This is a genomic window from Streptomyces sp. NPDC047886 (assembly GCF_043204435.1).
Classification (GTDB): Bacteria; Actinomycetota; Actinomycetes; order Streptomycetales; family Streptomycetaceae; genus Streptomyces.
This window is the reverse complement of sequence record NZ_JBIDCF010000003.1, coordinates 182,454-208,914: the sequence shown is the minus strand read 5'-3', so window position 1 is coordinate 208,914 and position 26,461 is coordinate 182,454. Positions and strand designations below refer to the sequence as shown.

Here is a 26,461-nt window from a genome sequence, read left to right as displayed (position 1 = left end):
CACTTCGCCCCGCCGGTCGGACCGGCGGGGCGAAGCGGCACGGGGGCACGCTGTTCCCGTGACCGTCAGCCGGCCGGTACTGCCGTGGTCAGGGTACGGATCTCGCTGTACGGCGAGTAGTTCCCGGCCGCGTCGTAGGTACGGGCCCGGTACTCATAGGTGCGCCCGTCGGCGGGCAACGGGTCGCAGACGCCGGCCGTGGCGAAGGTGAGGCGCGGGTCGTAGCCCTGGCGCAGCGCCACGGACCAGGTGCTCGCCCCCGCCTCCCGGCGCTCGATCTCGAAGCCGGTGAAGTCGCGGAGCGGGGCCGGGGCGTAGTCGGTGGCGGTCGCCTGGACGCCGCCCTCGCAGGGCTTCAGCGCCAGCTCGGGGGCGTAGACGGGGGCGATGCCGTCGGGTATCGCGAGCCAGAGCTCATTGGCGGCGGTGGCGTCGAGCCAGGCCGGGCTGTACGTGGTGGTGCCGCCGTCGTTGGTGACGAGGACGCGGTAGTGGCGGGTCTCGCCGTCGGGGGTGACGGGGCCGGTGGTCCAGGTGCTGCCCGTGGTGGTGCCGAGCGGTACCCAGACGTAGGAGCCGTCCACCTTGTCGTTGCTCAGGACCGTGTAGTGGTCGAAGTGCGGCTCGGTGTTGAGGGGCCACTTCAGGGTGACCTTGCCGGTCGCCTTGTCGTAGGCGCCGGTCACGGAGGTGACGACGGGCAGGGGACGGACGATGACGTCCGCGCTGCCCGCCGATGCGTTGCCCGCCCTGTCGGTGGCCCAGACCTCGTAGTAGTAGGGCGTGCGGTCGTCGGGGTTCACGAGCGGGTCGGTGTAGGCGCGCGCGGTGGTCGTGGCGACCCGGGTCCAGGTGCTGGAGCTGACGGGCCGCCGGTAGAGGGAGTAGCTCGCCAGGTCCATCTCCTTGTTGGCGGACCAGGAGACGGTCGTCCTGCGGGTCGTGGTGTTGTAGGCGGTCTTCACGCCGGTGGGGGCGAGCGGCCTCGTCTTGTCGTACGTGGCCGACGTCCGGGGTACGTACGTGAACCCGACCTTCGCCGCGCCGCTCCAGTTCACGTAGTCGACGCGGATGGTGTGCCTGCCGGTGGGAACGGTCAGGTTGACGCTCTTGGAGCGGGCGGTGTCACCGGTGCCCGACCACAGGTCGATCTTGCGGACACCGTCCAGGTAGACCCGGACGCCGTCGGTGGCGGAGGCGGTGAACGTGAAGGGGCCTCCGGAGCCGAAGTCGCGGGTCACCGACCAGCGCACGCCGAAGTTGTTCGACGGTACGCCGGAGACCGGGACGCCGGACCAGCTCTCGCTGACGGCGCTGTCGCAGTCGGTCCTCACCGGGGTGCCGGAGAAGGAGGTGTTCTTGTAGAACGTCCGCTTGTAGACGTTCGTCGAGCAGGTGACGTCGGCTGCCGCCGCCTGCGGGGCGGCGGCCAGCAGGCTGCCGAGGACGACGGCGGCCATGAGGCCACCGGTCCGGGCGACGACGAGACTCTTCTGGTGCAACGGGGGCCTTTCACGCTGTGCGGGCGGGGACGTACAGCGTGGAGACCCGCCGGGCGGGGGGAAGGTTGCACGGCGCGCCCCGGGCAGGGGGCGGCAAGGGGAAAGGCCCCCTGTGGGTGGGGGCCTTTCCGGGTCTCCGTGTGTTCCGGTCTCCGTGTGTTCCGGTCTCCGTGTGTTCCGCGTCTCCGTGTGCTCCGCCCGCGCTCGGGCCTACAGCATGCCGAGCTTGATCAGCGACAGCAGCGCGATCAGCTGGATCGACGACGCGCCCAGCGCCTTCGGCCAGGGCAGGTCGTGCGACTTGCTCACCATCGACGTGAACAGCGCGCCCGCCGCGAGCCACGACAGCCAGCCCACCACCTGGACCAGCGAGTTGTCACCGCCCAGGAACAGCGCGAACAGCAGCCGCGGCGCGTCCGTCATCGACATGATCAGCATCGACAGGCCCACCGTGGGCTGCCAGGAGCCGGTGCCGCCCAGCTGACGCGCCAGGGTGTGCGTCACCGCGCCCAGGATGAGACCACCGACCACGAACATCACGCCCGTGACGAGCACGTACGGTATGGCCGTCGAGATCGTCGCGTTGATCGCCTCTTCGCGCGCCTTGTCGAAGCCGAAGAGGGCGAGCAGGCCGTAGAGGAACGTGACGAGCAGGGCCGGCGCCCAGACCGCGTGGTCGCGCATCTGCCAGAACGTCGGGCCGGGGCGCATCACGATGCCGCTCAGCAGCTGCTTCCAGGGCAGCCGGGGGCCCGCGGGCGCCGCGGGGGCGGCAGGGGCCATGGGGGCCGCGTCGGGGCCGTACGGGCCGTCGGCCGCGTACAGGTCGTCGTTGATGCTGAACGCCCGCGTGTGCCCCGGGTTGTTCGCCGCGTACGGGTCGTGCCCCGGCCCCGGCCCCGGCCCCTGCCCCGGCCCCTGCCCATGGCCGTGCCCATGGCCGTGTCCATGCCCCTGCGTCGGGTGCGGGGCCTGCTGGGGGTGGCCGGGGTGGTGGTACGGGTCGCCGAAGTACTCGGGCTCCCCGTGCCTCTGCCCGCCCTGGGGCCACTGCTGCTGCGGCTGCCCGTACGGGGGCGGCGGGGCCGCGCCCGCGTACGGGGCCTGCTGCGTGCTCTGCTGTCGCGGGGTGCGGTTGTCCCGGCCGCGTCCGATCCTGAATCCAGCCACGTCAATGAACGTACTAGGTCCCGCTGTGTCCGGCGTCCGGGCCCGGCTCGTGCGCGTCCTTTGCGGCTGAGCTGTGACATCCCCTAGGGGATCCGCCGACGGACCCGTCAGGGCGCCGAGCAGGGCCCCGACCAGGGCGCCGATGAGGCCCCGGTCAGGGCGCCGATGAGGCCCCCGGCCAGGCCGCCGACGAGGGCGCCGAGCAGGGCCCCGACCAGGGCGCCGATGAGGCCCCGGTCAGGGCGCCGACGAGGCCCCCGGCCAGACCGCCGACGAGGGCGCCGACGAGGCCCCCGACCAGGGCGCCGAGCAGGGCCCCGAGCAGGGCGCCGACGCGGCTCCGGCCAGACCGCCGCCGACCGGGGCCCCGGTCAGGGTGACCCTCGCAGGGCTCGCCAGGGCCCCGCTCCGGCGCGTCCGCCGGTGGAGTCCGTCAGCGGGCCCCGGGTCGGCGATCCGGGGTGGGCGATCCGGGGTCGGCGATCCGGGGTGGGCGATCCGGGGGCGGCGTTCCGGGGTGGGCGATCCGGGGCCGAGGAGGCCGCCGTGTCGCCCCCGGAACGCGAGAACGGCCGGTCCTGCCCCCGAGGCAGGTCCGGCCGTTCTCGCCGTACAGCGGTGAAGAGGGTTACTTCGCCGGCTCCGGTTCCGCCGCGGCGTCCGCAGCCGGTGCCTCCGGCGCGTCCCGCACCGGCGTCTTCACGGACTCCAGCAGCAGCTGCGCCACGTCCACGACGGTGAGCGACTCCTTCGCCGCGCCCTCGTTCTTCTTGCCGTTGACCGAGTCCGTCAGCATGACGAGGCAGAACGGGCAGGCCGTGGACACGATGTCCGGGTTGAGGGACAGGGCCTCGTCCACGCGCTCGGTGTTGATGCGCTTGCCGATGCGCTCCTCCATCCACATCCGCGCGCCGCCGGCGCCGCAGCAGAAGCCGCGCTCCTTGTGGCGGTGCATCTCCTGCTGGCGCAGGCCGGGGACGGCGGACATGATCTCGCGCGGCGGCGTGTAGACCTTGTTGTGCCGGCCCAGGTAGCACGGGTCGTGGTAGGTGATCAGGCCGTCGACCGGGGTCACCGGGATCAGCTTGCCCTCGTCGATGAGGTGCTGCAGCAGCTGCGTGTGGTGGATGACCTCGAACTCGCCGCCCAGCTGCGGGTACTCGTTCGCGATCGTGTTGAAGCAGTGCGGGCAGGTCGCGACGATCTTCTTCGACGCCTTGGGCTTGCGCGTCGAGGGCTCGTCCTCGTCCTCGCCGAACGCCATGTTCAGCATCGCCACGTTCTCCTGGCCGAGCTGCTGGAACAGCGGCTCGTTGCCCAGGCGGCGGGCGGAGTCACCGGTGCACTTCTCGTCGCCGCCCATGATCGCGAACTTGACGCCCGCCATGTGCAGCAGCTCGGCGAAGGCCTTCGTGGTCTTCTTCGCCCGGTCCTCCAGGGCGCCCGCGCAGCCGACCCAGTACAGGTAGTCGACCTCGGTCAGGTCCTCGATGTCCTTGCCGACGATCGGGACGTCGAAGTCGACCTCCTTGGTCCACTCGACGCGCTGCTTCTTGGCCAGGCCCCAGGGGTTGCCCTTCTTCTCCAGGTTCTTGAGCATCGTGCCCGCCTCGGACGGGAACGCGGACTCGATCATCACCTGGTAGCGGCGCATGTCGACGATGTGGTCGACGTGCTCGATGTCGACGGGGCACTGTTCGACGCACGCGCCGCAGGTGGTGCAGGACCACAGCACGTCGGGGTCGATGACGCCGTTCTCCTCGACCGTGCCGATCAGCGGGCGCTCCGCCTCGGCCAGCGCGGAGGCGGGGACGCCGGCGAGGGCCTCGGCCGACGCCTTCTCCTCGCCCTCCATGGTCTTGCCGCCGCCGGCCAGCAGGTACGGCGCCTTGGCGTGGGCGTGGTCGCGCAGCGACATGATGAGCAGCTTGGGCGACAGGGGCTTGCCCGTGTTCCAGGCGGGGCACTGCGACTGGCAGCGGCCGCACTCGGTGCAGGTGGAGAAGTCGAGGATGCCCTTCCAGGAGAAGTGCTCGACCTGGGAGACACCGAAGACGGCTTCCTCGCCGCTCTCGTCGTCGAAGACCGTCTCGAAGTCGATCTCCTTGCCGCCGGACGTCATCGGCTGGAGCGCGCCGAGCGCCGTGGAGCCGTCGGCGTTGCGCTTGAACCAGATGTTCGGGAAGCCGAGGAACCGGTGCCAGGCCACACCCATGTTGGTGTTGAGGGACACGGTGATCATCCAGATCAGCGACGTGCCGATCTTCACCATCGCGGTGAAGTAGACCAGGGTCTGCAGGGTGCCGGCGCTCAGGCCGTCGAAGGCGAGGACGAGCGGGTACGAGACGAAGTACGCGGCCTCGTACGAGTCGACGTGGTGCAGCGCGCCCTCCAGGCCGCGCAGCGCCAAGATCGCGAGGCCGATCGTCAGGATGATGTACTCGACGAAGTACGCCTGCCAGGCCTTGGAGCCGGCGAAGCGGGACTTGCGGCCGGCCCGGGAGGGCAGGCTGAGCAGCCGGATCACCATGAGCACGGCGATGCCGACGACCGTCATCAGGCCGATGAACTCGATGTACATCTCGAACGGCAGGAACCCGCCGATGACCGGCAGCGTCCAGTCGGCCTGGAAGAGCTGCCCGTACGCCTGCGCCAGCGTGGGCGGCAGGGTCAGGAAACCGATGGCGACGAACCAGTGCGCGAAGCCGACGATCCCCCACCGGTTCATCCGGGTGTGGCCGAGGAACTCCTTGACCAGGGTGATCGTCCGCTGCTTCGGGGCGTCCGTGCGGCTGCCGGCCGGCACGGGCTGGCCGAGCTTCACGAAGCGCCAGATCTGGGCGACGGCTCGGGCGATGAGTGCAACGCCGACCACGGTCAGGGTCAGCGACACGATGATCGCGGCGAGTTGCATGGGGGCTCCTCGGGCCTGCGAGGCGGTGGCAGGGTCCGCACTGACTCAGTCCTGACCCAGTGCACTACTAAGCGGTAACTTATTCAGTCCGTGCTGAGCGTACCCACTTATTCCGCCGCACTGTAGCCGCGCACGCGGTGATCTGCGTCGCTCAGGTGAGCCTGACCACCGCTCTCACGGCGGGCCGTGAGCAGGGCCGCGGGCGTACGGAGCAGGAGGGCGACGTCCAGCCCGATCCAATGGTGCTCCACATAGTGCTGATCCAGCATCAGCGGCTCATCCCACGGTAGCCGCGAACCGCGCCTGACCTGGGCCAGTCCGGTCAGCCCCGGCCGTACGCCGCGCCGCCAGGGCGCGTCCTCGCCGGGCTCGCCCGGCGCGAGCGGCGCGGGCCCGACGAGCGACATCTCGCCCCGTACGACATGGGGGAGGCGGGACAGCTGGTCCAGGCGCAGCCGCCGCACGGGCAGCGTCCGCAGGGTGAAGGGCTGTCCGCCGAGGCCGGTCCTGGTCTCCCGGACGAACACCGCGCGGCGGGCTCCGGGGCGGCCGCACGCGGTGGCGAGCAGGCCCGGGGCGGCCGTGGCGATCGCGGCGACGGCGAGCGCCGGGGCGGAGAGGGCCAGCAGTGCCGAGCCGAGAGTCAGATCCAGGATGCGCTTGGGGTGCATGGCACACACCTGACCGTTCTGGGGTGGTCGCGGCTTTTGTCCAGAACAATAGGGGTACGGCAGGGCCCATGGGTGGTCCGGCGCCCCGTGTTGCGCATAAGGGCGGGATAAAAGTTGAGCGGGCCCGACTCAGGTCTGTTGACTCTGTCAGAGCCGTCGTGCATCCTTGAGCCTGTTCCACTCAAGTCAGCTGGAGGAATCGAAATGGCACGTGCGGTCGGCATCGACCTGGGCACGACTAACTCCGTCGTCAGCGTTCTGGAAGGCGGCGAGCCCACCGTCATCACCAACGCCGAGGGCGCCAGGACCACGCCGTCCGTCGTCGCCTTCGCCAAGAACGGCGAGGTGCTCGTCGGCGAGGTCGCCAAGCGGCAGGCGGTGACGAACGTCGACCGGACCATCCGGTCCGTGAAGCGCCACATGGGCACCGACTGGAAGATCGAGCTCGACGGGAAGAACTTCAACCCGCAGCAGATCTCCGCGTTCATCCTCCAGAAGCTGAAGCGCGACGCCGAGGCGTACCTGGGCGAGAAGGTCACGGACGCCGTCATCACCGTCCCGGCCTACTTCAACGACTCCGAGCGCCAGGCCACCAAGGAGGCCGGCGAGATCGCGGGTCTCAACGTCCTGCGCATCGTCAACGAGCCGACGGCCGCCGCCCTCGCGTACGGCCTCGACAAGGACGACCAGACCATCCTGGTCTTCGACCTCGGCGGCGGCACCTTCGACGTGTCGCTGCTGGAGATCGGCGACGGCGTGGTCGAGGTGAAGGCCACCAACGGCGACAACCACCTCGGTGGTGACGACTGGGACCAGCGCGTCGTCGACTACCTGGTCAAGCAGTTCCTCAGCGGCCACGGCGTCGACCTGTCCAAGGACAAGATGGCGCTCCAGCGCCTCCGCGAGGCCGCTGAGAAGGCCAAGATCGAGCTGTCCTCGTCCACCGAGACCTCGATCAACCTGCCCTACATCACCGCCTCCGCCGAGGGCCCGCTGCACCTGGACGAGAAGCTCACGCGCGCCCAGTTCCAGCAGCTCACCCAGGACCTGCTGGAGCGGTGCAAGGTTCCGTTCCACAACGTCATCAAGGACGCGGGCATCCAGCTCTCCGAGATCGACCACGTCGTTCTCGTCGGTGGCTCGACCCGTATGCCGGCCGTCGCCGAGCTGGTCAAGGAGCTGACCGGCGGCCGCGAGGCCAACAAGGGCGTGAACCCGGACGAGGTCGTCGCCATCGGCGCCGTCCTCCAGGCCGGTGTTCTGAAGGGCGAGGTCAAGGACGTCCTGCTGCTCGACGTCACCCCGCTGTCCCTCGGCATCGAGACCAAGGGCGGCATCATGACCAAGCTGATCGAGCGCAACACGACGATCCCGACGAAGCGTTCGGAGATCTTCACGACGGCCGAGGACAACCAGCCGTCGGTGCAGATCCAGGTCTACCAGGGCGAGCGCGAGATCGCGGCGTACAACAAGAAGCTCGGCATGTTCGAGCTGACCGGTCTGCCGCCGGCCCCGCGCGGCGTCCCGCAGATCGAGGTCGCCTTCGACATCGACGCCAACGGCATCATGCACGTGACCGCGAAGGACCTGGGCACGGGCAAGGAGCAGAAGATGACCGTCACCGGCGGCTCCTCGCTGCCGAAGGACGAGGTCGACCGGATGCGCGAGGAGGCCGAGCGGTACGCGGAGGAGGACCACAAGCGCCGCGAGGCCGCCGAGACCCGCAACCAGGGCGAGCAGCTCGTCTACCAGACGGAGAAGTTCCTCAAGGACAACGAGGACAAGGTCCCCGGCGAGGTGAAGACCGAGGTCGAGACCGCGCTCACCGAGCTGAAGGAGAAGCTCAAGGGCGAGGACACCGCCGAGATCCGCACCGCCACCGAGAAGGTCGCGGCCGTCTCCCAGAAGCTCGGCCAGGCCATGTACGCCGACGCGCAGGCGGCCCAGGCGGCCGGTGGCGCGACCGCCGGTGACGGCCAGGGCGCCAAGGCTGACGACGACGTCATCGACGCCGAGATCGTGGACGACGAGAAGCCGAAGGGCGGTGCCGCATGACGGAGGAGACCCCGGGCTTCGAGGAGAAGCCCGACGTCCCCTCCGGCGCCGGCCCCGACGACGCCGCCGAAGCCGCCGAGGCGCCCTCCACGGAGGACGGCCCGGCGGCCCAGGGCGGGGACGTGAACCAGACGGCCGGCCTGACGGCCCAGCTGGACCAGGCCCGTACGGCGCTCAACGAGCGCACCGCGGACCTCCAGCGGCTCCAGGCCGAGTACCAGAACTACCGCCGCCGGGTCGAACGCGACCGGGTCGCGGTCAAGGAGCTCGCCGTGGCGAGCCTGCTCACCGAGCTCCTGCCCGTACTCGACGACATCGGCCGCGCCCGGGAGCACGGCGAGCTGGTCGGCGGCTTCAAGTCGGTCGCCGAATCGCTGGAGACGGTCGCCGCGAAGATGGGCCTCCAGCAGTTCGGCAAGGAGGGCGAGCCCTTCGACCCGACGATCCACGAGGCCCTGATGCACTCGTACGCGCCGGACGTCACCGAGACGACCTGCGTGGCGATCCTGCAGCCGGGGTACCGGATCGGCGAGCGTACGATCCGCCCCGCGCGGGTCGCGGTCGCCGAACCCCAGCCGGGGGCGGCACCCGCGGCCTCCAAGGAGGACCAGCAGTCGTCGGGCGACGAGGAGAGCGGTGGCCCCGAGGAGGGCTGACAGCCTCGGGACCGGCGGCCTCCGGGCCGCCGGCCCCCCGGCTGACGTAGTGGATGTGGTGATCGTCCGGGAGGAGGGACGTCGATGAGTACGAAGGACTTCGTCGAGAAGGACTACTACAAGGTTCTCGGCGTCCCCAAGGACGCCACCGAGGCCGAGATCAAGAAGGCGTACCGGAAGCTCGCCCGAGAGTTCCACCCGGACGCCAACAAGGGCGACGCCTCCGCCGAGGCGCGCTTCAAGGAGATCTCCGAGGCGAACGACGTCCTCGGGGACCCCAAGAAGCGCAAGGAGTACGACGAGGCGCGCGCCCTGTTCGGCAACGGAGGCTTCCGGCCGGGACCCGGTGGCGCCGGCGGCACGTTCAACTTCGACCTGGGCGACCTCTTCGGGGGCGCCCAGGGCGGGCCCGGCGGCGCCGGCGCGGGCGGCTTCGGCGGCGGCCTCGGCGATGTGTTCGGCGGGCTGTTCAACCGCGGCGGCGCGGGCACCCGCACACAGCCGCGCCGGGGCCAGGACATCGAGTCCGAGGTGACGCTCAGCTTCACCGAGGCGGTGGACGGGGCCACGGTCCCGCTGCGGATGTCCAGCCAGCAGCCGTGCGCCGCCTGCTCGGGCACCGGCGACAAGAACGGCACCCCGAGGGTCTGCCCCACCTGCGTCGGCACCGGCCAGGTGTCGCGGGGCGGCAGCGGCTCGTTCTCGCTCACCGACCCGTGCGTGGACTGCAAGGGCCGCGGGCTGATCGCCCAGGACCCGTGCGACGTCTGCCACGGCAGCGGACGCGCCAAGTCGTCGCGCACCATGCAGGTCCGCATCCCGGCGGGCGTGTCCGACGGGCAGCGGATCCGGCTGCGCGGCAAGGGCGCGCCCGGCGAGCGGGGCGGACCGGCAGGCGACCTGTACGTGGTCGTGCACGTCGACGCCCACCCCGTGTTCGGCCGCAAGGACGACAACCTCACCGTCACGGTGCCCGTCGCGTTCCACGAGGCGGCGCTCGGCGGTGAGATTAAGGTGCCGACGCTCGGCGGGCCCCCGGTCACGCTGAAGATCCCGGCCGGCACACCCAACGGCCGTACGATGCGCGCCCGGGGCAAGGGCGCCGTGCGCAAGGACGGTACGCGCGGAGACCTGCTGGTCACCGTCGAGGTGGCGGTGCCCAAGGAGCTCGGCGACAAGGCGCGCGAGGCGCTGGAGACGTACCGCGAGGCGACCGCGGGCGAGGACCCGCGGGCGGATCTGTTCCAGGCCGCGAAGGGGGCTTGACGCCACGATGGACCCACGTCGACGACAGCGCGAATTCGGTAGCGGTGCCTACGAACTGACCGACGAGACACCGGTGTACGTCATCTCGGTGGCGGCCCAGCTGAGCGGGCTTCACCCGCAGACGCTGCGCCAGTACGACCGGCTCGGGCTGGTCTCCCCGGACCGTACGGCCGGCCGCGGCCGGCGCTACTCGGCCCGTGACATCGAGCTGCTCCGGCAGGTGCAGCAGCTGTCGCAGAACGAGGGCATCAACCTGGCCGGCATCAAGCGGATCATCGAGCTGGAGAACCAGGTCGCCGCGCTCCAGGCCCGGGTGGCCGAACTGAGCGCGGCGGTCGACGGCGCGGCGGCGGCGATGCGCCAGCGCGAGGCGCAGGTGCACGCCTCGTACCGGCGCGACCTGGTGCCGTATCAGGACGTGCAGCAGACGAGCGCGTTGGTCGTGTGGCGGCCGGGCACCAAGCGCGGCGAGTGACCGGAGCTGCGAGCGATGTCTCGGCGTGCGCGGAAGGCCCCCTCTTCGGAGGGGGCCTTCCGCGTCGTGGGGCGCCGCGCGTGTGGGGATTCCCGTATGCGGACACGGGGGAGCGGAGCCCTGGCGGGGCGCGTGTGGGTGGCCGGTGTGTTGCTGTCGCTGACGGCGGTGGGCTGCGGCGGCACCGGTACGGGTACGGGCACGGGTGCCGCGGCCGGCTCCGGCGGCACGGGGGCGCCCGCGCCCCCGGTCGCGTCACCGTCCGCCGCGCCGCCCGCCGCCTCGTCCGCGTGCCCGCCGTCCGGTGTGCGGGTCGCCACCGGTCCCGTGGAGGCGGCCATGGGGCTGCGGGCGATGGGCGTGACCCTCACCAACTGCGGCACGCGGCCCTTCGAGGTGAGCGGCTACCCCGATGTCGCCGTCCTGGACGAGGAGCGCGAGAAGCTGGACGTCTCGGTGCGGCTCGGTACGAACAGCGTCGACGGAACGGCGCGCCGCTCCACGTTCACGCTGCGGCCCGGCGAGCGGGCCAGGGCGTCCCTGCTGTGGCGGAACACGGTGACCCGCGCGGACATCGTGGCGACGAGCGGTGCCTATCTGACGGTCGTGCCCGCGCCGGGTGCGGCGGCGCAGACGGTGGCGCCGTCGGACGGCCCGCTGGACCTGGGCAACACCGACGCCGTCGAGGTCACCCCGTGGGCGCCCGGACAGGGCTGACGTACGCTCAGGGCGTCCAGCCGCCGCCCAGCCGCGTCCAGCCGCCGTCCAGCGTCTCTCCCGGGTCCCCTACGGGGTCAGGTCGGCCACGAACGCCGTCGCCGTCTCCCACCATGGCTGCGCGCCCGTCCCGAAGGCCGCGGCGAGGGTGGTGCCGACCGCGAGGTCCAGCGGTGTGACGTCGGCCCCGTCGAGCCACTCCGCACCGACCCTGCCGTCACCGGTGGAGTCCAGCAGGCCGAGGCGGCGCCCGTCGCGCAGGAGGCGGCTCTCGGCGTACGAGCAGGGGACGAGCCGGTAGGCGGTGCCGCCGACGGTCGTGTCTACGCGGTACGAGCGGCGGGTGAGCCGGCCCTTGGCGGGGGCGATGGGCGCGGGGGCGCCGTCGGCGGTGAAGGTGAGCGCGCCGGGGGTGCGGGTGCCGATGGGCACGTGCTCGTCCGGCTCGGTGCCGGGGGCGCGGACGAGCCGTACGGCCGGCAGGCCGGGACCGGAGACGGCGAGGGTGCCGGCGGTGTGGTCCAGCTGGACGTCGACAACGGCATCGGCGGCGGAGAATCGTTCGTTCACTCGCAGGACTCCTGCTCCAGGATCCCGGACCGGGCGATGAGATAGCCGAGTTGGGCGCGGCTGCCGCTGCCCAGCGCGGAGGCGAGCTTGGCGATGTGGGCCCGGCAGGTCCGTACGTTCATCCCGAGCCGGCGGGCGATGGCCTCGTCCACATGGCCCTCGACCAGCAGCTTGGCGATGGAGCGCTGGACGCCGCTTATGCCGTCGACGGTGGGAGCGTAGGAGACCTCCTCGTCCCAGGGCACCCCGCGTAGCCAGAACTGGTCGAAGACGCCGACGAGATACTGCACGAGGCCCTCGTGGCGGAGTTCCAGGGCGACTTGGCGGTCGCGGCGGGCCGGGACGAAGGCCACCTTGCGGTCCACGATGATGAGCCGGTCGATGATCTCCTCCAGCGTGCGGACCTCCAGCCCGTAGGGGCTGATGCGCTCCACATAGGCCATCGTGGCCGAATGGTGACGGGCCGTGTGCTGGTAGAGCGTCCGCATCCTGATGCCGCGGCCCAGAAGCGGCTCCACCCGGCGCAGTCCCGCCTTCACCGTCTCGGGCTTGCGGCCGCTGCCCGGCTGGATGGTGAGGAGCTCCTCCGAGCACTCGTCCATCACCCGGTCCAGGGTGGCGTTGATGAGCGTGAGCCCTTCGAGGACGTTGATGGCCTCGCTCGGCGGCGCCGACGACGCCGTGATCGTCATGAACGGCTCGAAAGTATCGGCCAGGTTGAGGGCCAGTTGTCTGCGCTGCTGGATCTCGCGCTCGATGGGGTGTATCAGCTGATTGAGCGCGATGGACGGCGGGATCGGACGGAGCCACTGCGGCTCGTCCGGGTCGGGGTGCAGCAGCGCGAGATCGATGAGGCAGGGTGCCGCGTCCACCTCCGACCGGGCGATCCGGCCAGCGCGAAGAGCGGCCGCGTAAAGGCGCTTTCCCGCTTCGCACAGCTCGTCGTGACTGTGCCCGGCGTCCGAATGGCCCCTTTTCGACTGCATTGCACCCCCCTCAGGGTCCTGTATTTCAGGAACATGATGCCTGGCCTGGCTGGTGGAAGCGTTCGGAGTGAGCCATCGTCATAGGCGCGGGGGAGGAGGTAAGGACAAAAAGAGGTGGAGATCGTCCATGACCAGGATGGTTCGTGCACTTAGCGCCATAGCTGTTGTTGCTGCGGCTGCTCTCGGCGCTCTCGCCGCCAGCGGCGAGCCGACGTGGGAGTCCGGACCCGCGGGGAACGTCGCCGTAGGCGAGCCCACTTGGGATGTCGCGCCCAGCCGCAGTCTGGGCGAACCCACATGGGACGCCGTGCCCGCGAGCCTGGGCGAGCCCACTTGGGACACCGCACCGGCGAGCGGCGTGGGTGAGCCCACGTGGGACACCACGCCGGCGATCAGCGTGGGCGAGCCCACGTGGGAGGTCGCACCGGCGGCCCCGCGTGAGCCCACGTGGGACACCGCGCCGGCGGCCCCGCGTGAGCCTACTTGGGATGCCGCGCCGGCGGCCCCGCGTGAGCCCACTTGGGATGCCGCACCGGCGGGCGAAGCGGCATGAACGTCCCCGACGATTCGCGCTTCCGGCGCGAGATGGCGTCCGCCTACCGTTCGGGGTGGCATTTCATCGACCTCGTCACGGCCGTGCCGCACCGTGGCGATTCGTTGATGGTCACCCTCTTCGGCGAGCCGATCGTCATCACGCGCGGCGACGACGAGGACATCCGCGCCTACCGGTGCCTGCGCAGGCCCCGGGGCGCCCCGCAGCCCGTCCGCTGTGCCATCAGGTACGGCATGATTTTCGTCAACCTCGACCAGCGTGACCACCAGCTCGTCGAGCCGGAGACCACCACCGCCACCCCCCGCAGCGCCTGAGCGATTCCCCCGTCGTTGTAGATCGCTCAGGTGCTTCCCCCACACAGCGGCGCCATCGTGGACCTGAAACACGATGGCGCCGCTGTGCTGTCCGCGTGTCCTGCGAGCGCCGCCGCCGAGCCTCCGCCGCCCGCCGAGCCTCCGCCGCCCGCCGGGGTCCGGTCCCGCCGTGTCCGGCGTCCGTGCCGCCGGAGCCCCGGCGCGGTTCAGGCGCGGCCCATCGCCCGGGTCAGGGCGATCTCGATGACCACCCGGTCCGGGTTAGGTGACGGCGTACGCCCGTACCGGTCCGCGTAACGGGCCACCGCGTCCGCGACGGCATCCGGCTCCGTACGGACCGTCGCGCGACCCTCCAGCGTCGCCCAGCGGCCCTTGTCCACCTGGCACACCGCGACCTTCGCGCCCTCGGGGCCCGCCGCCAGGACGTTGGCGACCTTGCGGCTGTGCTTGTTGGTGATCACCCGGGCGATGCCCTTCTCGCCGCCCTCCGGGTCGTACGTCACTCCCACCGCGACGACGTGCGGGGTGCCGTCCGGCCGGATCGTGGTCAGCGTGCACATGTGGTACTCGCGCCAGAAGCCGACGTAGGACGGGTCGGGGTCGCGCAGGTCGATGGCCATGGTGCGGAACCTACCCGGGGGCGCTGGCCCCGACCACCTTGAGTGGAATAGACTCAACTTTGTGCAGGTTGACCGGGTCAAAGGCAGGCATGTCACAGCAGTGGTCGGGCACACGGTGGACGTGACCACGGTGCACTTGGCCACCGAAGACGTGGCCGTCGTGGACGTGACCGCGGTGGGCCCGACGCAGTGGACATCACCCGCAGTGGAGGAGGATCAGTACCCGTGGACGCCGAGCTGACCAACAGGAGCCGGGACGCGCTCAACGCCGCCGGCAGCCGCGCCGTGTCCGGCGGACACCCGGACCTCACCCCGGCGCATCTGCTGCTCGCCCTGATCGAGGGCCAGGACAACGAGAACATCACCGACCTGCTCGCCGCCGCCGACGCCGACCAGGCCGCCGTGCGCGCCGGGGCCGAGCGGCTGCTCGCCGCGCTCCCCAGCGTCACCGGCTCCACGGTGGCCCCGCCGCAGCCCAACCGCGACCTGCTCGCCGTCATCGCCGACGCCCAGAGCCGCGCCAAGGACCTCGGTGACGAGTACCTGTCCACCGAACACCTGCTCATCGGCATCGCCGCCAAGGGCGGCCAGGCCGGCGAGGTCCTGAGCCGCCAGGGCGCCACCGCCGGGAAACTGCTGAGCGCCTTCGAGAAGGCACGGGGAGGACGCCGGGTGACCACAGCCGACCCGGAGGGCCAGTACAAGGCCCTGGAGAAGTTCGGCACCGACTTCACGGCCGCCGCCCGCGAGGGCAGGCTCGACCCCGTCATCGGGCGCGACCAGGAGATCCGGCGCGTCGTCCAGGTGCTCTCGCGCCGCACCAAGAACAACCCGGTCCTCATCGGCGAGCCCGGCGTCGGCAAGACCGCCGTCGTGGAGGGCCTCGCCCAGCGCATCGTCAAGGGCGACGTCCCCGAGAGCCTCAAGAACAAGCGGCTCGTCTCCCTCGACCTCGGCGCGATGGTCGCCGGCGCCAAGTACCGGGGCGAGTTCGAGGAGCGCCTCAAGACCGTCCTGTCCGAGATCAAGGCCAGCGACGGCCAGATCATCACCTTCATCGACGAGCTGCACACGGTCGTCGGCGCCGGCGCCGGCGGCGACTCCGCCATGGACGCCGGCAACATGCTCAAGCCCATGCTGGCCCGCGGTGAACTCCGCATGGTCGGCGCGACCACCCTGGACGAGTACCGCGAGCGCGTCGAGAAGGACCCGGCCCTGGAGCGGCGCTTCCAGCAGGTGCTGGTCGCCGAGCCGACCGTCGAGGACACCATCGCGATCCTGCGCGGCCTGAAGGGCCGGTACGAGGCCCACCACAAGGTCCAGATCGCCGACTCCGCGCTCGTCGCCGCCGCCACGCTCTCCGACCGGTACATCACCTCCCGGTTCCTGCCGGACAAGGCCATCGACCTGGTGGACGAGGCCGCGTCCCGGCTCCGGATGGAGATCGACTCGTCGCCCGTCGAGATCGACGAGCTGCAGCGCGCCGTCGACCGCCTCCGCATGGAGGAGCTGGCGCTGAAGAACGAGACCGACCCCGGCTCCGTGCAGCGCCTGGAGAAGCTGCGCCGCGACCTCGCCGACAAGGAGGAGGAGCTGCGCGGCCTGACCGCCCGCTGGGAGAAGGAGAAGCAGGGCCTCAACCGCGTCGGCGAGCTGAAGGAACGCCTGGACGACCTGCGCGGCCAGGCCGAGCGCGCCCAGCGCGACGGCGACTTCGACACCGCGTCCAAGCTGCTGTACGGGGAGATCCCCGCCGTCGAGCGGGAGCTCGTCGCGGCCAGCGAGGCCGAGCAGGAGGCCGCGAAGGACACCATGGTCAAGGAGGAGGTCGGCCCCGACGACATCGCCGATGTGGTCGGCTCCTGGACCGGGATCCCGGCGGGCCGGCTCCTGGAGGGCGAGACGCAGAAGCTGCTGCGCATGGAGGACGAGCTCGGCAGGCGGCTGATCGGCCAGAGCGAGGCCGTACGGGCCGTGTCGGACGCCGTCCGCCGCAGCCGCGCCGGGATCGCCGACCCCGACCGGCCCACCGGATCGTTCCTCTTCCTCGGCCCGACCGGCGTCGGCAAGACCGAACTGGCCAAGGCGCTCGCCGACTTCCTCTTCGACGACGAGCGGGCGATGGTCCGCATCGACATGAGCGAGTACGGCGAGAAGCACTCCGTCGCCCGGCTCGTCGGCGCGCCCCCCGGCTACGTCGGCTACGAGGAGGGCGGCCAGCTGACGGAGGCGGTGCGCCGCCGCCCGTACAGCGTCGTGCTCCTGGACGAGGTCGAGAAGGCCCACCCCGAGGTCTTCGACATCCTGCTCCAGGTGCTGGACGACGGGCGGCTGACGGACGGTCAGGGGCGCACGGTCGACTTCCGCAACACGATCCTGATCCTCACCTCCAACCTGGGGAGCCAGTTCCTGGTGGACCCCCTCAGGAGCGAGGCCGAGAAGCGGGAGCAGGTCCTGGAGGTCGTCCGCGTCTCGTTCAAGCCGGAGTTCCTCAACCGGCTGGACGACCTGGTGGTCTTCTCGGCGCTCGGCAGGGAGGAGCTGGCCAGGATCGCCCGCCTCCAGATCGGCCGGCTGGCCAAGCGCCTCGCGGAACGCCGGCTGACGCTGGACGTCACGCCGGCCGCGCTGGAGTGGCTCGCCGACGAGGGCCACGACCCGGCGTACGGCGCCCGGCCGCTGCGCCGCCTGGTCCAGACGGCCATCGGCGACCGGCTGGCCCGGGAGATCCTGTCCGGCGAGGTCAAGGACGGCGACACGGTCCGCGTGGACCGGGCGGCCGACGGCCTGACCGTGGGGGCGGCGGCCCCGGCCCCGGCGGCCAAGACGCTGTGACACGGCGGTACGGCAGCGGCCGTGCCGTACGGGCCCGGCGGACCTGACGGCAGCGGGCGGGGCCGTACGGGGCCGGCGGGCGTGACGGGCGGGGCCGGAGCCGTACGGACAGGGCCAGGCGGCAGCGGGCGGAGCCGTACGGAGGGGCCAGACGGGAGCGGGCGGGGCCGGCCGTACGGACAGGGCGAGGCGGCAGCGGGCGGGGCCGTACGGGCGGGGCCAGACGGCAGCGGGCGCGGCCGGAGCCGTACGGACAGGGCTCGACGGGATCGGGCGGGGCGGTGGCGGGTGCCGCCGCCCCGCCCCTCTCGCGGGGCTTTTTCCGGCCAGGGGGAGGAGATCTGTCAGCCCGCAGCGGATCGCCGCCGTCCGGGCTTGCCACCGACCGCCCGGCATGGGGGAGGATGGCGGTATCCGTACGAAGGGAAATCACCCGGTGAGCATCGACCCGTCCTCGATTCCGAATTTCGGGGGCCAGCCCCAGCCTCAGGCCCAGGGACCGGCGGGCCCCGTCGTCCCCGACCAGGACCTGGTCAAGCAGCTCCTCGAACAGATGGAGCTGAAGTACGTCGTCGACGACGAGGGCGACCTCGCCGCCCCGTGGGAGGACTTCCGCACGTACTTCATGTTCCGCGGCGAGGCGGAGCAGCAGGTCTTCTCCGTGCGGACCTTCTACGACCGCCCGCACCCGGTCCAGGACCGCATGAAGATCATGGAACTGGTCGACGACTGGAACCGCCGCACCCTGTGGCCCAAGGTCTACACGCACCTCCACGAGGACGAGCAGGGCGGCGCGACCGTGCGGCTCATCGGTGAGGCGCAGATGCTCATCGGTACGGGCGTGAGCCTGGAGCACTTCGTGTCGTCCACGGTCAGCTGGGTCCGCGCGTCGATCGAGTTCGACAAGTGGCTCGCCGAGCAGCTCGGCATCGAGGTCCCCGAGGACAAGGAAGCCGACGGCGACGAGGGCTGAGCGCCCCGGCGCCTACAGGGCCATCGGGGCGAGTGTGAGCAGGTACGCCCCGTAGGCGAACGACAGCCCGGCCAGGGCGACGACGACCGTGATCGCCGTCCTGGGCCGGGCTTCGCACAGCGCGCACGCGGGCGCCAGCAGCAGCGGGAAGGCGGGCAGCAGGAACCTCGGCTTCGACTCGAAGAAGCCCGTCCCGCCCACCACGATCACCACCAGCACCGCCGTGTACACGAGCAGCGGCAGCGGCGGCCGGTCCAGCAGGAACAGCGCGAACAGCAGCACGCCCACCGCCGTGAACACCAGCGCCATCGTGAACCCGAGGTCCATCGGCCGGGTCACCACGGTCCGTACGAAGCGCAGCAGGCCCGCCCCGAAGTCGAACCGTGACGTCCACCCGGCCTGCACCGCGAAGTACCCGCCCAGCGGATCGCCCTTCCGCACGCCCACCCACAGCACGAACCCGGCCCACCCGGCGGGCGCCGCGGCGGCCGCCGCCCACAGCCGCGCGTCGGCGCGCCGCTCCCGCCGCAGCAGCCGGTACTGCTCGCACAGCACCGTCACGCAGACCGCGGCGGCCACCGCGATGCCGTTCGGCCGGGACACCCCCGCCAGCGCCGCCAGGGCGCCCGCCCACAGCCAGCGGCGGGTGAGCAGCGCGTACAGCGACCAGGCGGCGAACGCGGTGAGCAGCGGCTCGGTGTACGCCATGGACAGCACGATCGAGTGCGGCAGCAGCCCCCAGAGCACGACCAGCAGGGTCGCGGCCCGCCGCCCGCGCAGCCGCTCGGCGACCAGGAAGATCCCCCAGGCGGCGGCGCCCGCCGACGCCCAGGAGACCAGCAGCCCCGCCGTGCCGCCCGCGACCGGCAGCACCGCGGTCACGGTCCGCACGAGACCCGGGTAGAGCGGGAAGAACGCCAGGTCCGACTGGACGACTCCGTCCGGCCAGTACAGGGTCCTGCCGTAGCCGTGCGCGGCGATCCGCAGGTACCAGTCGGAGTCCCAGGACCCGGCCAGCAGCGCGCGCGGCGACCGGCCGATGTGCCACGCCCAGACGGCCAGGACGGCCATCCCGGTGAGCCGTGCCGCCGCGAACAGCCCCAGGGCGGGCGCGGCCCGGTACAGCGACGCCCGCCACCGGGGGACGGGCCTGGCCCGGGGGAGGGCGGCGGGGTCGAAGGTGTCGGCGGACAGGGTGCACCTCCGTGCGCGCGGGATCGGTCACCCCGACCATCGGCAGGGCGCGCGGGCGGCGCGAGCGGGAACGGCCCGCCCGGGTGGTCCGCCCCCGCGACCGGGACCGGACGCGCGTGTCGCCGTGACAGCGCCCGCCCCACCGGCTAGCACCGCGCCCGCCTCAACCGGCCCCCGCGTCCGCCTCGCCCGGCCAGCGCCCCGCCCGCGCCCGCCCCACCGGCTGGCACCGCGCCCGGCGCCTGGCCCGGCCCCGTGGCCGGCCTCAGTGGCCTCGGCCGGGCCAGTGCGCGGCCTCCAGCCGCTTCACCGCTTCCTCCAGCACCTCCCGGCGCTTGCAGAACGCGAACCGCACGAACGGCGCGCCCTGCTCCTGGTGGTCGTAGAACACCGCGTTCGGCACGGCGACGACCCCGCACCGCTCGGGCAGCGTCCGGCAGAACGCGATCCCGTCCCGCTCGCCCAGCGGGCGGATGTCCGCGGTGACGAAGTACGTCCCGGCCGGGCGGAACACCGCGAACCCGGCCTGCTCCAGCCCGTCGGCGAGCAGGTCCCGCTTGGCCCGCAGATCGGCACGGAGCGCGTCGAAGTAGCTGTCCGGCAGGGCCAGGGCCTCGGCGATCGCGTACTGGAACGGCCCGGACGCCACATACGTCAGGAACTGCTTGGCGGTGCGCACGGCGGTGGTCAGCTCGGGCGGCGCGGTGAGCCAGCCGACCTTCCAGCCCGTGAACGAGAACGTCTTCCCGCCGGACGAGATGGTCACCGTACGCTCCCGCATCCCCGGGAAGGTCGCGAGCGGGACGTGGTCGGCGCCGTCGAAGACCAGATGCTCGTACACCTCGTCGGTGACGACCAGCAGGTCCCGTTCGACCGCGAGCGCGGCGACGGCGGCGAGCTCGTCGCGGGTCAGCACCGCACCGGTGGGGTTGTGGGGCGTGTTGAGCAGGATGAGCCGGGTGCGGTCCGTGACCGCCGCGCGCAGCTCGTCCAGGTCGAGTACGAAACGTCCCTCGCTCGGGTGGAGGGTCACCGGGACGCGGGTGCCGCCCGCCATGGCGACGCACGCGGCGTACGAGTCGTAGTACGGCTCCAGCGCGATGACCTCGTCACCGGGCTCGACCAGCGCCAGCAGGGACGCCGCGATGGCCTCCGTCGCGCCCACCGTGACGAGCACCTCCGTGTCGGGGTCGTACGCCAGGCCGTACCGCCGCCGCTGGTGCGCCGCGATCGCGGTGCGCAGCTCCGGCACGCCGGGGCCGGGCGGGTACTGGTTGCCGCGCCCGTCGCGCAGGGCCCGTACCGCGGCCTCCCGGATCTCCTCCGGGCCGTCGGTGTCGGGGAAGCCCTGCCCCAGGTTGATGGAGCCGGTGGCGACGGCCAGCGCGGACATCTCGGCGAAGATCGTCGTGCCGAACCCGGCGAGCCGGCGGTTGAGCGGTGCTCTCGTCATGGCGGCCATCCTCGGCCGAAGCTCTGGAGTTGCTCAAGTGTGCTTTGGGTGGTGTCGCGCCGGGGGATCAGCCGCGACGAGAGGCCGGACGCCCGGAAGCGGACCCGTCCGGGAACGGCTCGTCAGGAACGGACCCGTCCGGGAACGGCCGGGGATCGACACAGGGGGAGGTGGGACGGTGGGAATCATCGTCTTCGTGTTCGGGGCGATCGTCGTCCTGGTGTTCGCCGTTGCCATCGGGGTCGCGGTGTGGGTGGTGGCCGGGGCGCGGCGCTCGCCGTCCGGCGCGCCTTCCCGGCGCTCGGGTTCGTCCCGGCCGTGGGGGCCGCCCGGGTCCCCAGGGACTTCCGGATACGCGGGGTCGTCCGGGTACGCGGGCTCGTCCGGCTCGACCGGGGCCGACGCGAGCTGGTGGGTGGGGGACGGCGGGGCGTCGCCCTCTTCCTCATCCTGTTCGAGCGGCGGATCGTCTTCGAGCGGCGGATCGTCCTGCTCCGGCTCCTCGTCGTCGTGCGGCGGTTCCTCGTCGTCCTGCGGTGGCGGCTCCTGACGAGCCGGGCCGAACCTCTGGAGTTCCTCAATTCTGGTTGGGAGTTCGGGGAGCGGGGGCATCCCCCTCTCACGAACGACACGGGGGATGGTGAATCACATGGCCGACGCGTTCTTCGGAATCGTCATCGTGGTGGTGATCGCTGGTGGACTGTTCGCCCTGTTGAGCGGCGGCGGCGGCGGGCGTCGCCGGTCACGCCCGCACTCGGGAGCGGCGTCCGGCGGGAGCTGGTGGGCCGGCGGCGACGGCGGCGGCCACTCCTGCGGGGGCGGCTCGTCCTGCGGTGGCGGTGGTGGCGGTGGCGGTGGATGTGGCGGCGGAGGCAGCTGACACGGGGCAGCTGGTCCGTCGCGGCACAGGGCGTCCGGCGGGATGAACTCCCGCCGGACGTGCCCTCATTGGCGGACGCGGCGGGGTCACCGCAGGCGGGGGCCGTTGTCCGGTGAACAGTTGAACCGTACGGCCCCCGAGGGGATGGAAACCCCGCAAAGGTGGGTAAAAGCGTTATGAGCCTCGCGCGGTTCATGATTCCCTCGCTGTCGAGAACTTCCAGCCCCCCTCGGACCTCGTGTGGACCCGAGCCGGCGATCCCCAAGTCCCCTGAACGTCTTCCCGGGACGACGCCCCGGTCCACCCGACAGACCGTGTTTGCGGAGCCGAATCATGCTCACGACCCTCCAGACCGCCTATACCGACACGCGCGCAGCCGACCTCGCCTGGGCGCTGGGCCGGGAGGCGCTGCCCGCCCTGGCCGTGCTCGACCTCGAACTGTCCGGCGCCACCCTCCAGCTGAGACTGCTCGGTGCCTCCCACCAGGTCCTGCTGGAGGAGGAGCGGGGCAGCTGCTCCGAGACCGTCGCCTGCATGCCAGGCAGCAGCACGCCACTGCCGCTGGGCGTGGCCAAACGCATCGGCGAATGGGAGTACGAGTTCGCCGCCCGCGTCGAGACCCTCTCGCACGGCTCGTTCGCCGGTCGTGCGCAGGAACTCCTGGCCCTTGTGGCCGACCATCCGCACGGCCTCGCCGGTACGTTCCCCGGCTCGCCGCACGCCTTCACGGCGATGCTCGCGCAGCGGCACGAGGGCAAGGTCCGGTGGCGCACCTGGCACGCGTATCCGCAGGAAGGGCAACTTGTGGTGACCAGAACCAGTGTCGGCGCCCGTATGCCCGCAACGCCCCAGTAGCACTCGTGTGGGTGACAAAGAGCGATGATGGCGTGACGTAGCGTTAACGCATGATCGAAGCGCCCGCCTCCGTCTCGGCGGCGCCGTCCCAGGAGGCGGCGCCGCGGTCCGAGCGGCCGCGAGCGGGGCGATTCCTGGTGCTGGCCACGGTGTTCGTCTGCGCCGCGTGCGGTCTGGTGTACGAACTGCAACTGGTCGCGCTGGCCTCGTACCTGATCGGTGATTCGGTCACGCAGGCGTCCGTCGTCCTGTCCGTGATGGTCTTCGCGATGGGCGTGGGCTCGCTGCTCGCCAAGCGGCTGCGCTGCCACGCGGCGGTCGGCTTCGGCCTGGTCGAGGCCGTGCTCGCGCTGATCGGCGGCTGTTCGGCGCTCGCGCTGTACGCCAGCTTCGCGTGGATCGGCGAATCGCGGTACGCGCTCGTGGCGTTCTCGCTCGCCATCGGTGTGCTGATCGGCGCCGAGATACCGCTGCTGATGACGCTGATCCAGCGGATCTCCCGGCGTGCCGAGCAGGACGCGGGCGGCACCGTCGCCGATCTGTTCGCCGCCGACTACGTGGGCGCGCTCGTCGGCGGGCTGGCGTTCCCGTTCCTCCTGCTCCCCTGGCTGGGGCAGTTGACGAGCGCGCTGCTCACCGGCGCGGTCAACGCGGTGGCGGGCGGGGCGCTGGTGCTGTGCCTGTTCGGGCGGGACCTGACGGCGCGCGGCCGCTGCCTGCTCATCGTCACCAACGCCGTGGTGCTGGGCCTGCTCGCGACGGCGACCGTGCTCGTCGACGACTTCGAGCGGGCGGCCAGACGGGCCGTCTACGGCGACCGGGTCCGGGTCGCCGTCCACACGGCCGTCCAGGAGATCGTGCTGACCGGCGGCCGGGACGAGGACCCGGACCTCTTCCTGGACGGGCGGCTGCGGATCAGCGGCCGCGACGAGTACCGGTACCACCAGGCCCTGGTGCACCCGGCGATGGCGGGGCGGCACGCGCGCGTGCTGATCCTCGGCGGTGGCGACGGGCTGGCCGCCCGGGAGGTCCTGCGGTACCCGGGCGTCGACGGGGTCACGGTGGTCGAGGTCGACGCGGGCGTGGTGGACCTGGCCCGCACCGACCCGGCGCTGTCCCGGCTCAACGGCCGCGTGTACGAGGACCCCCGGCTCCGTGTCGTGCACGCGGACGCGTTCGCCTGGCTGCGCACGGCCACCGGACCGTACGACGTGGTGATCTCCGACCTGCCCGACCCCGGCATCACCGTCAGCGGCAAGCTCTACTCGGAGGAGTTCTACGGCCTCGCCGCCCGGGTCGTCGCCGACGGCGGACGGCTCGCCGTGCACGCGGGCCCCGTGGAGGCCAGGCCGCACACCTACTGGACGGTCGACGCCACGCTGCGGGCCGCCGGTTTCGCGACCCGCCCGTACTGCGTCACCGAGCGCCGCTCCGCGTTCACCAGCGGCCCCGACCGGTCGTCCCCCGACGGCGCCGTCCTGGACGGCACGGCGGCGGGCCCCTCCGACTGGGGGTTCCTGCTCGCCGTGCCCGGCGGCGTACCGCCGGAGCTGCGCCTGTCCGCCGACGCGCCCCACGCCTACGCCCCCGACCCGGCCACCCTGGACGACGGCGCGCGCCACGCCGAGCGGGCCCGGCTGTCCGGGCTGCGCCCGTCGACCCTCATGCACCCCCGGTACGGGAACTGACCCCGCGCGTCCGGCGCCGCGCGGGACGGTGCCGGACGGGACGTGCCGGACGGGACGTGCCGGACGGGCCGGGTGCCGGGCGGGTCGGGTGCCGGGCGGGTCGGGACGGGGCAACAGGTACGCACAGATGGGCGACGTGGCGCCCCCACGTGGGTAGGCTCGGTTTCCATGGAGCATGAGGTGTTCGTTCCGGTTCCCGTACAGACCCTCCGCGAAGCGCTGGCGGACCCCGCCCGCGTCGCCCGCTGCGTCCCAGGGCTCCAACAGGACGCGGACGCGTCGGCCGACCCGCTGTCGGGCCGGCTGAAGGTACGCGTCGGCGGGCACACGATCACCTACCGGGGCGCCCTGCGCGTGACCGGGCCACGGAAGGACGGGGCGTTCGCCGTGGACGCCGAGGGCACGGAGGTGCGCGGCTCCGGCTCGGCGAAGCTGGCGATGACGGTACGTCCGACCGCCGCCGACGGCGGGACGACGCTCGCGTTCAGCGGGACCGCCAGTGCGCAGGGCCGTCTCGCCGAGCTGCCGGCGGACGCGGCGGAGTCGGCGGCGCACCGGCTGCTGGACCGTTTCGCCGAATCACTCGCCGAATCACTCGCCGAACCGTCGGCACAGGCCCCGGGCGGGTCGCCCAAGGAATCGGCTGCGGAGTCGGCGGAATCGCGAGAGTCGGCGGAGCCGGCGGATACGGAGGAGCCGGCGGATACGGAGGAGGCGGCGGATACGGAGGAGGCGGGCGGTGCGCTCGCCGCCGCCGCGAGCGACGAGGCGGACGCCGCCGACATCCGTGACGCCGACCTCGATGACGCCGACCTCGATGACGCCGACGTGGACGACGACGGGGTGGACGACGGGGCCGAGGGCGAGAGTCCCGCCCCGTCCGTGTTCGACGCGCCGGTGCCGCCCTCGTCGCTCGACCCGCTCGCCGACGAGGCGTTCCCCCTGGACGACGCCCGCGCCGGCGACCCCGTCGACGCCGAGGACTGGACCGCGCCGGCCGAGGCCGCCCACGCACGGCGCACCATGATCGGCCGCAGCGCCGAGGAGGTCGACCACGCGCCGCCGCGCGGCCGCTACGCCCCCGTGCCGGGTCCGGACGCCGGTGGCACCGCCGGTGCGCTGCGCTGGCTGGCGCCGGCCGCCGCGCTCGCCATCGCCTCGGCCGTGGTGGTCGGGCGCGCCCTGCGCCGCCGCAAGTAGGGTCGTTCGCTGTGAGCCTGAGCGACATGAGCCAGAAGAACGCGAAGAGCGCCGAACCGGTCCGGCTGGCGGCCGGAGACGTCGAGCTGACGGTGACCCCGGCGAACGGCTGCCGGATGAGCAGCCTGCGGGTGGGCGGCACGGAACTGCTGCGCCAGGGCGAGAAGTACGGCTGCTTCCCGATGGTGCCGTGGTGCGGGCGTACCGCGAACGGCCGCTTCCTCAACGGGGCGACGGTCCATCAACTGCCGCTCAACTCGCCGCCGCACGCCATCCACGGCACCGGCCGCGACACGGCCTGGCGCACCGTGCGGACGGAGAAGGACGCGGCGGCCTTCACCTACGACCTGGACGAGCCGTGGCCGTACCCGGGCCGGGTCACCCAGACGTTCGCGCTGACCGACGAGTCGCTGACCCTCCAGCTCGGTGTGGAGACGCACGGCGACTCGTTCCCCGCGCAGGCCGGCTGGCACCCGTGGTTCCTGCGGAACCTGGGCGGCGACGACGTACGCGTCGACTTCGCCCCCGAGTGGCAGGAGGAGCGCGGCGACGACCATCTGCCCACCGGACACCGGATCGCCCCGGCGCCCGGCCCCTGGGACGACTGCTTCGGCATGCCGCACGGGGTGGAGGTGACCCTCACCTGGCCGGAGCTGCTGGAACTGCGGATCACCAGCCGGGCCCAGTGGGTCGTGGTCTACGACGAGCAGGACGAGGCCGTCTGCGTGGAGCCCCAGTCCGGCCCGCCGAACGGGCTCAACACCCAGCCGCGGCTGGTCACGCCCATCGAGCCGCTGGAGATCGCGGCGACGTTCGCCTGGCGCCGCCTCTGAGCCCGCCGGGCGCGGACGGCCGGGTTCCGCCTGCGACCGGCCCGGCCGACCGCTCCGCTTAAGCTCAGGGGCATGACTGAC

General features: G+C 72.2%; 23 protein-coding genes. 13 read left to right on the top strand and 10 right to left on the bottom strand.

Going from position 1 to position 26,461, the window contains the following annotated elements; translation table 11 throughout:
* Window positions 1–65: 65 nt before the first annotated feature.
* The 5 genes from ACGF5U_RS12485 to ACGF5U_RS12465 form a co-directional block, all read right to left on the bottom strand.
* Window positions 66–1,502 (bottom strand): PA14 domain-containing protein, encoded by a 1,437-nt coding sequence (locus ACGF5U_RS12485; RefSeq protein ID WP_392710018.1) that lies wholly within the window; start codon window positions 1,500–1,502, stop codon window positions 66–68.
* A 210-nt stretch (window positions 1,503–1,712) separates the two neighbouring features.
* Complete coding sequence (locus ACGF5U_RS12480) at window positions 1,713–2,672, bottom strand: Yip1 family protein (protein WP_392710017.1); 960 nt, start codon at window positions 2,670–2,672, stop codon at window positions 1,713–1,715.
* A 154-nt stretch (window positions 2,673–2,826) separates the two neighbouring features.
* A complete protein-coding gene (locus ACGF5U_RS12475; protein WP_392710639.1) occupies window positions 2,827–2,997 on the bottom strand; it encodes a hypothetical protein in 171 nt (56 codons plus the stop codon).
* A 303-nt stretch (window positions 2,998–3,300) separates the two neighbouring features.
* Window positions 3,301–5,586, bottom strand: coding sequence for a (Fe-S)-binding protein (locus ACGF5U_RS12470; protein ID WP_392710016.1), 2,286 nt, complete (start codon window positions 5,584–5,586; stop codon window positions 3,301–3,303).
* Window positions 5,587–5,693: 107 nt separating this feature from the next.
* Window positions 5,694–6,257, bottom strand: coding sequence for a sugar transferase (locus tag ACGF5U_RS12465; protein WP_392710015.1), 564 nt, complete (start codon window positions 6,255–6,257; stop codon window positions 5,694–5,696).
* A 204-nt stretch (window positions 6,258–6,461) separates the two neighbouring features.
* On the opposite strand from ACGF5U_RS12465, the gene dnaK reads away from it, so the two are divergent.
* The 5 genes from dnaK (at window position 6,462) to ACGF5U_RS12440 (ending at window position 11,426) form a co-directional block, all read left to right on the top strand.
* On the top strand, window positions 6,462–8,312 hold the full coding sequence (gene dnaK, locus ACGF5U_RS12460; protein WP_392710014.1) for a molecular chaperone DnaK: 1,851 nt from the start codon (window positions 6,462–6,464) through the stop codon (window positions 8,310–8,312).
* A complete protein-coding gene (gene grpE, locus ACGF5U_RS12455; protein ID WP_392710013.1) occupies window positions 8,309–8,968 on the top strand; it encodes a nucleotide exchange factor GrpE in 660 nt (219 codons plus the stop codon). Before dnaK ends, grpE begins: the two co-directional genes overlap by 4 nt.
* Window positions 8,969–9,052: 84 nt before the next feature.
* On the top strand, window positions 9,053–10,234 hold the full coding sequence (gene dnaJ / locus ACGF5U_RS12450) for a molecular chaperone DnaJ (protein WP_392710012.1): 1,182 nt from the start codon (window positions 9,053–9,055) through the stop codon (window positions 10,232–10,234).
* Window positions 10,235–10,241: 7 nt separating this feature from the next.
* Window positions 10,242–10,709 (top strand): heat shock protein transcriptional repressor HspR, encoded by a 468-nt coding sequence (locus tag ACGF5U_RS12445; protein WP_392710011.1) that lies wholly within the window; start codon window positions 10,242–10,244, stop codon window positions 10,707–10,709.
* Between the two features lie 96 nt (window positions 10,710–10,805).
* Complete coding sequence (locus ACGF5U_RS12440) at window positions 10,806–11,426, top strand: DUF4232 domain-containing protein (RefSeq protein ID WP_392710010.1); 621 nt, start codon at window positions 10,806–10,808, stop codon at window positions 11,424–11,426.
* A gap of 69 nt (window positions 11,427–11,495) precedes the next feature.
* On the opposite strand, the gene ACGF5U_RS12435 is transcribed toward ACGF5U_RS12440, so the two are convergent.
* Together ACGF5U_RS12435 and ACGF5U_RS12430 are read right to left on the bottom strand one after the other, a co-directional pair.
* Entirely contained in the window at window positions 11,496–11,996 is a 501-nt protein-coding gene (locus ACGF5U_RS12435; RefSeq protein WP_392710009.1) for a hypothetical protein, read from the bottom strand.
* Window positions 11,993–12,982 (bottom strand): helix-turn-helix transcriptional regulator, encoded by a 990-nt coding sequence (locus ACGF5U_RS12430; protein ID WP_392818378.1) that lies wholly within the window; start codon window positions 12,980–12,982, stop codon window positions 11,993–11,995. The genes ACGF5U_RS12435 and ACGF5U_RS12430 overlap by 4 nt, the downstream gene beginning before the upstream one ends.
* A 549-nt stretch (window positions 12,983–13,531) precedes the next feature.
* Between ACGF5U_RS12430 and ACGF5U_RS12425 the strand changes: the two genes are divergently transcribed.
* Window positions 13,532–13,849 carry a (2Fe-2S)-binding protein gene (locus tag ACGF5U_RS12425; RefSeq protein ID WP_392710008.1) on the top strand — a complete coding sequence of 106 codons (318 nt, stop codon included), beginning with the start codon at window positions 13,532–13,534 and terminating at the stop codon, window positions 13,847–13,849.
* Window positions 13,850–14,055: 206 nt separating this feature from the next.
* On the opposite strand, the gene ACGF5U_RS12420 is transcribed toward ACGF5U_RS12425, so the two are convergent.
* Window positions 14,056–14,469, bottom strand: a complete 414-nt coding sequence (locus ACGF5U_RS12420; RefSeq protein WP_392710007.1) for a pyridoxamine 5'-phosphate oxidase family protein — start codon at window positions 14,467–14,469, stop codon at window positions 14,056–14,058.
* A gap of 225 nt (window positions 14,470–14,694) precedes the next feature.
* Between ACGF5U_RS12420 and clpB the strand changes: the two genes are divergently transcribed.
* On the top strand, window positions 14,695–17,304 hold the full coding sequence (clpB, locus tag ACGF5U_RS12415; protein WP_392710006.1) for an ATP-dependent chaperone ClpB: 2,610 nt from the start codon (window positions 14,695–14,697) through the stop codon (window positions 17,302–17,304).
* A 436-nt stretch (window positions 17,305–17,740) separates the two neighbouring features.
* Window positions 17,741–18,277 (top strand): YbjN domain-containing protein, encoded by a 537-nt coding sequence (locus tag ACGF5U_RS12410; RefSeq protein ID WP_392710005.1) that lies wholly within the window; start codon window positions 17,741–17,743, stop codon window positions 18,275–18,277.
* Between the two features lie 12 nt (window positions 18,278–18,289).
* Here the strand turns inward: ACGF5U_RS12410 and ACGF5U_RS12405 are convergent, their stop codons facing one another.
* Both ACGF5U_RS12405 and ACGF5U_RS12400 read right to left on the bottom strand, forming a co-directional pair.
* Complete coding sequence (locus ACGF5U_RS12405) at window positions 18,290–19,471, bottom strand: mannosyltransferase family protein (RefSeq protein ID WP_392710637.1); 1,182 nt, start codon at window positions 19,469–19,471, stop codon at window positions 18,290–18,292.
* Window positions 19,472–19,736: 265 nt separating this feature from the next.
* Entirely contained in the window at window positions 19,737–20,933 is a 1,197-nt protein-coding gene (locus ACGF5U_RS12400) for a pyridoxal phosphate-dependent aminotransferase (protein WP_392710003.1), read from the bottom strand.
* A 640-nt stretch (window positions 20,934–21,573) separates the two neighbouring features.
* Here ACGF5U_RS12400 and ACGF5U_RS12395 point away from each other — a divergent pair.
* The 5 genes from ACGF5U_RS12395 (at window position 21,574) to ACGF5U_RS12375 (ending at window position 26,380) form a co-directional block, all read left to right on the top strand.
* Window positions 21,574–21,804, top strand: a complete 231-nt coding sequence (locus tag ACGF5U_RS12395; protein ID WP_392710001.1) for a hypothetical protein — start codon at window positions 21,574–21,576, stop codon at window positions 21,802–21,804.
* Window positions 21,805–22,137: 333 nt separating this feature from the next.
* A complete protein-coding gene (locus tag ACGF5U_RS12390) occupies window positions 22,138–22,659 on the top strand; it encodes a DUF2617 family protein (protein ID WP_392709999.1) in 522 nt (173 codons plus the stop codon).
* A gap of 50 nt (window positions 22,660–22,709) precedes the next feature.
* Window positions 22,710–24,347: a polyamine aminopropyltransferase gene (locus tag ACGF5U_RS12385; RefSeq protein WP_392709997.1), complete on the top strand. Its 1,638-nt coding sequence runs from the start codon at window positions 22,710–22,712 to the stop codon at window positions 24,345–24,347.
* A gap of 168 nt (window positions 24,348–24,515) precedes the next feature.
* Complete coding sequence (locus ACGF5U_RS12380) at window positions 24,516–25,547, top strand: SRPBCC domain-containing protein (RefSeq protein WP_392709995.1); 1,032 nt, start codon at window positions 24,516–24,518, stop codon at window positions 25,545–25,547.
* 26 nt (window positions 25,548–25,573) lie between these two features.
* On the top strand, window positions 25,574–26,380 hold the full coding sequence (locus tag ACGF5U_RS12375; RefSeq protein ID WP_392709994.1) for an aldose 1-epimerase: 807 nt from the start codon (window positions 25,574–25,576) through the stop codon (window positions 26,378–26,380).
* The last annotated feature ends 81 nt before the right edge of the window (window positions 26,381–26,461 follow it).

Coding starts and splice junctions, on each gene's coding strand:
- ACGF5U_RS12470 (WP_392710016.1), bottom strand. CDS start 5,586: ATGCAACTCGCCGCGATCATCGTGTCGCTGACCCTGACCGTGGTCGGC.
- ACGF5U_RS12465 (WP_392710015.1), bottom strand. CDS start 6,257: ATGCACCCCAAGCGCATCCTGGATCTGACTCTCGGCTCGGCACTGCTG.
- dnaK (WP_392710014.1), top strand. CDS start 6,462: ATGGCACGTGCGGTCGGCATCGACCTGGGCACGACTAACTCCGTCGTC.
- grpE (WP_392710013.1), top strand. CDS start 8,309: ATGACGGAGGAGACCCCGGGCTTCGAGGAGAAGCCCGACGTCCCCTCC.
- dnaJ (WP_392710012.1), top strand. CDS start 9,053: ATGAGTACGAAGGACTTCGTCGAGAAGGACTACTACAAGGTTCTCGGC.
- ACGF5U_RS12445 (WP_392710011.1), top strand. CDS start 10,242: ATGGACCCACGTCGACGACAGCGCGAATTCGGTAGCGGTGCCTACGAA.
- ACGF5U_RS12440 (WP_392710010.1), top strand. CDS start 10,806: ATGCGGACACGGGGGAGCGGAGCCCTGGCGGGGCGCGTGTGGGTGGCC.
- ACGF5U_RS12430 (WP_392818378.1), bottom strand. CDS start 12,982: ATGCAGTCGAAAAGGGGCCATTCGGACGCCGGGCACAGTCACGACGAG.
- ACGF5U_RS12425 (WP_392710008.1), top strand. CDS start 13,532: ATGAACGTCCCCGACGATTCGCGCTTCCGGCGCGAGATGGCGTCCGCC.
- ACGF5U_RS12420 (WP_392710007.1), bottom strand. CDS start 14,469: ATGGCCATCGACCTGCGCGACCCCGACCCGTCCTACGTCGGCTTCTGG.
- ACGF5U_RS12400 (WP_392710003.1), bottom strand. CDS start 20,933: ATGGCCGCCATGACGAGAGCACCGCTCAACCGCCGGCTCGCCGGGTTC.
- ACGF5U_RS12395 (WP_392710001.1), top strand. CDS start 21,574: ATGGCCGACGCGTTCTTCGGAATCGTCATCGTGGTGGTGATCGCTGGT.
- ACGF5U_RS12390 (WP_392709999.1), top strand. CDS start 22,138: ATGCTCACGACCCTCCAGACCGCCTATACCGACACGCGCGCAGCCGAC.
- ACGF5U_RS12385 (WP_392709997.1), top strand. CDS start 22,710: ATGATCGAAGCGCCCGCCTCCGTCTCGGCGGCGCCGTCCCAGGAGGCG.
- ACGF5U_RS12380 (WP_392709995.1), top strand. CDS start 24,516: ATGGAGCATGAGGTGTTCGTTCCGGTTCCCGTACAGACCCTCCGCGAA.
- ACGF5U_RS12375 (WP_392709994.1), top strand. CDS start 25,574: ATGAGCCAGAAGAACGCGAAGAGCGCCGAACCGGTCCGGCTGGCGGCC.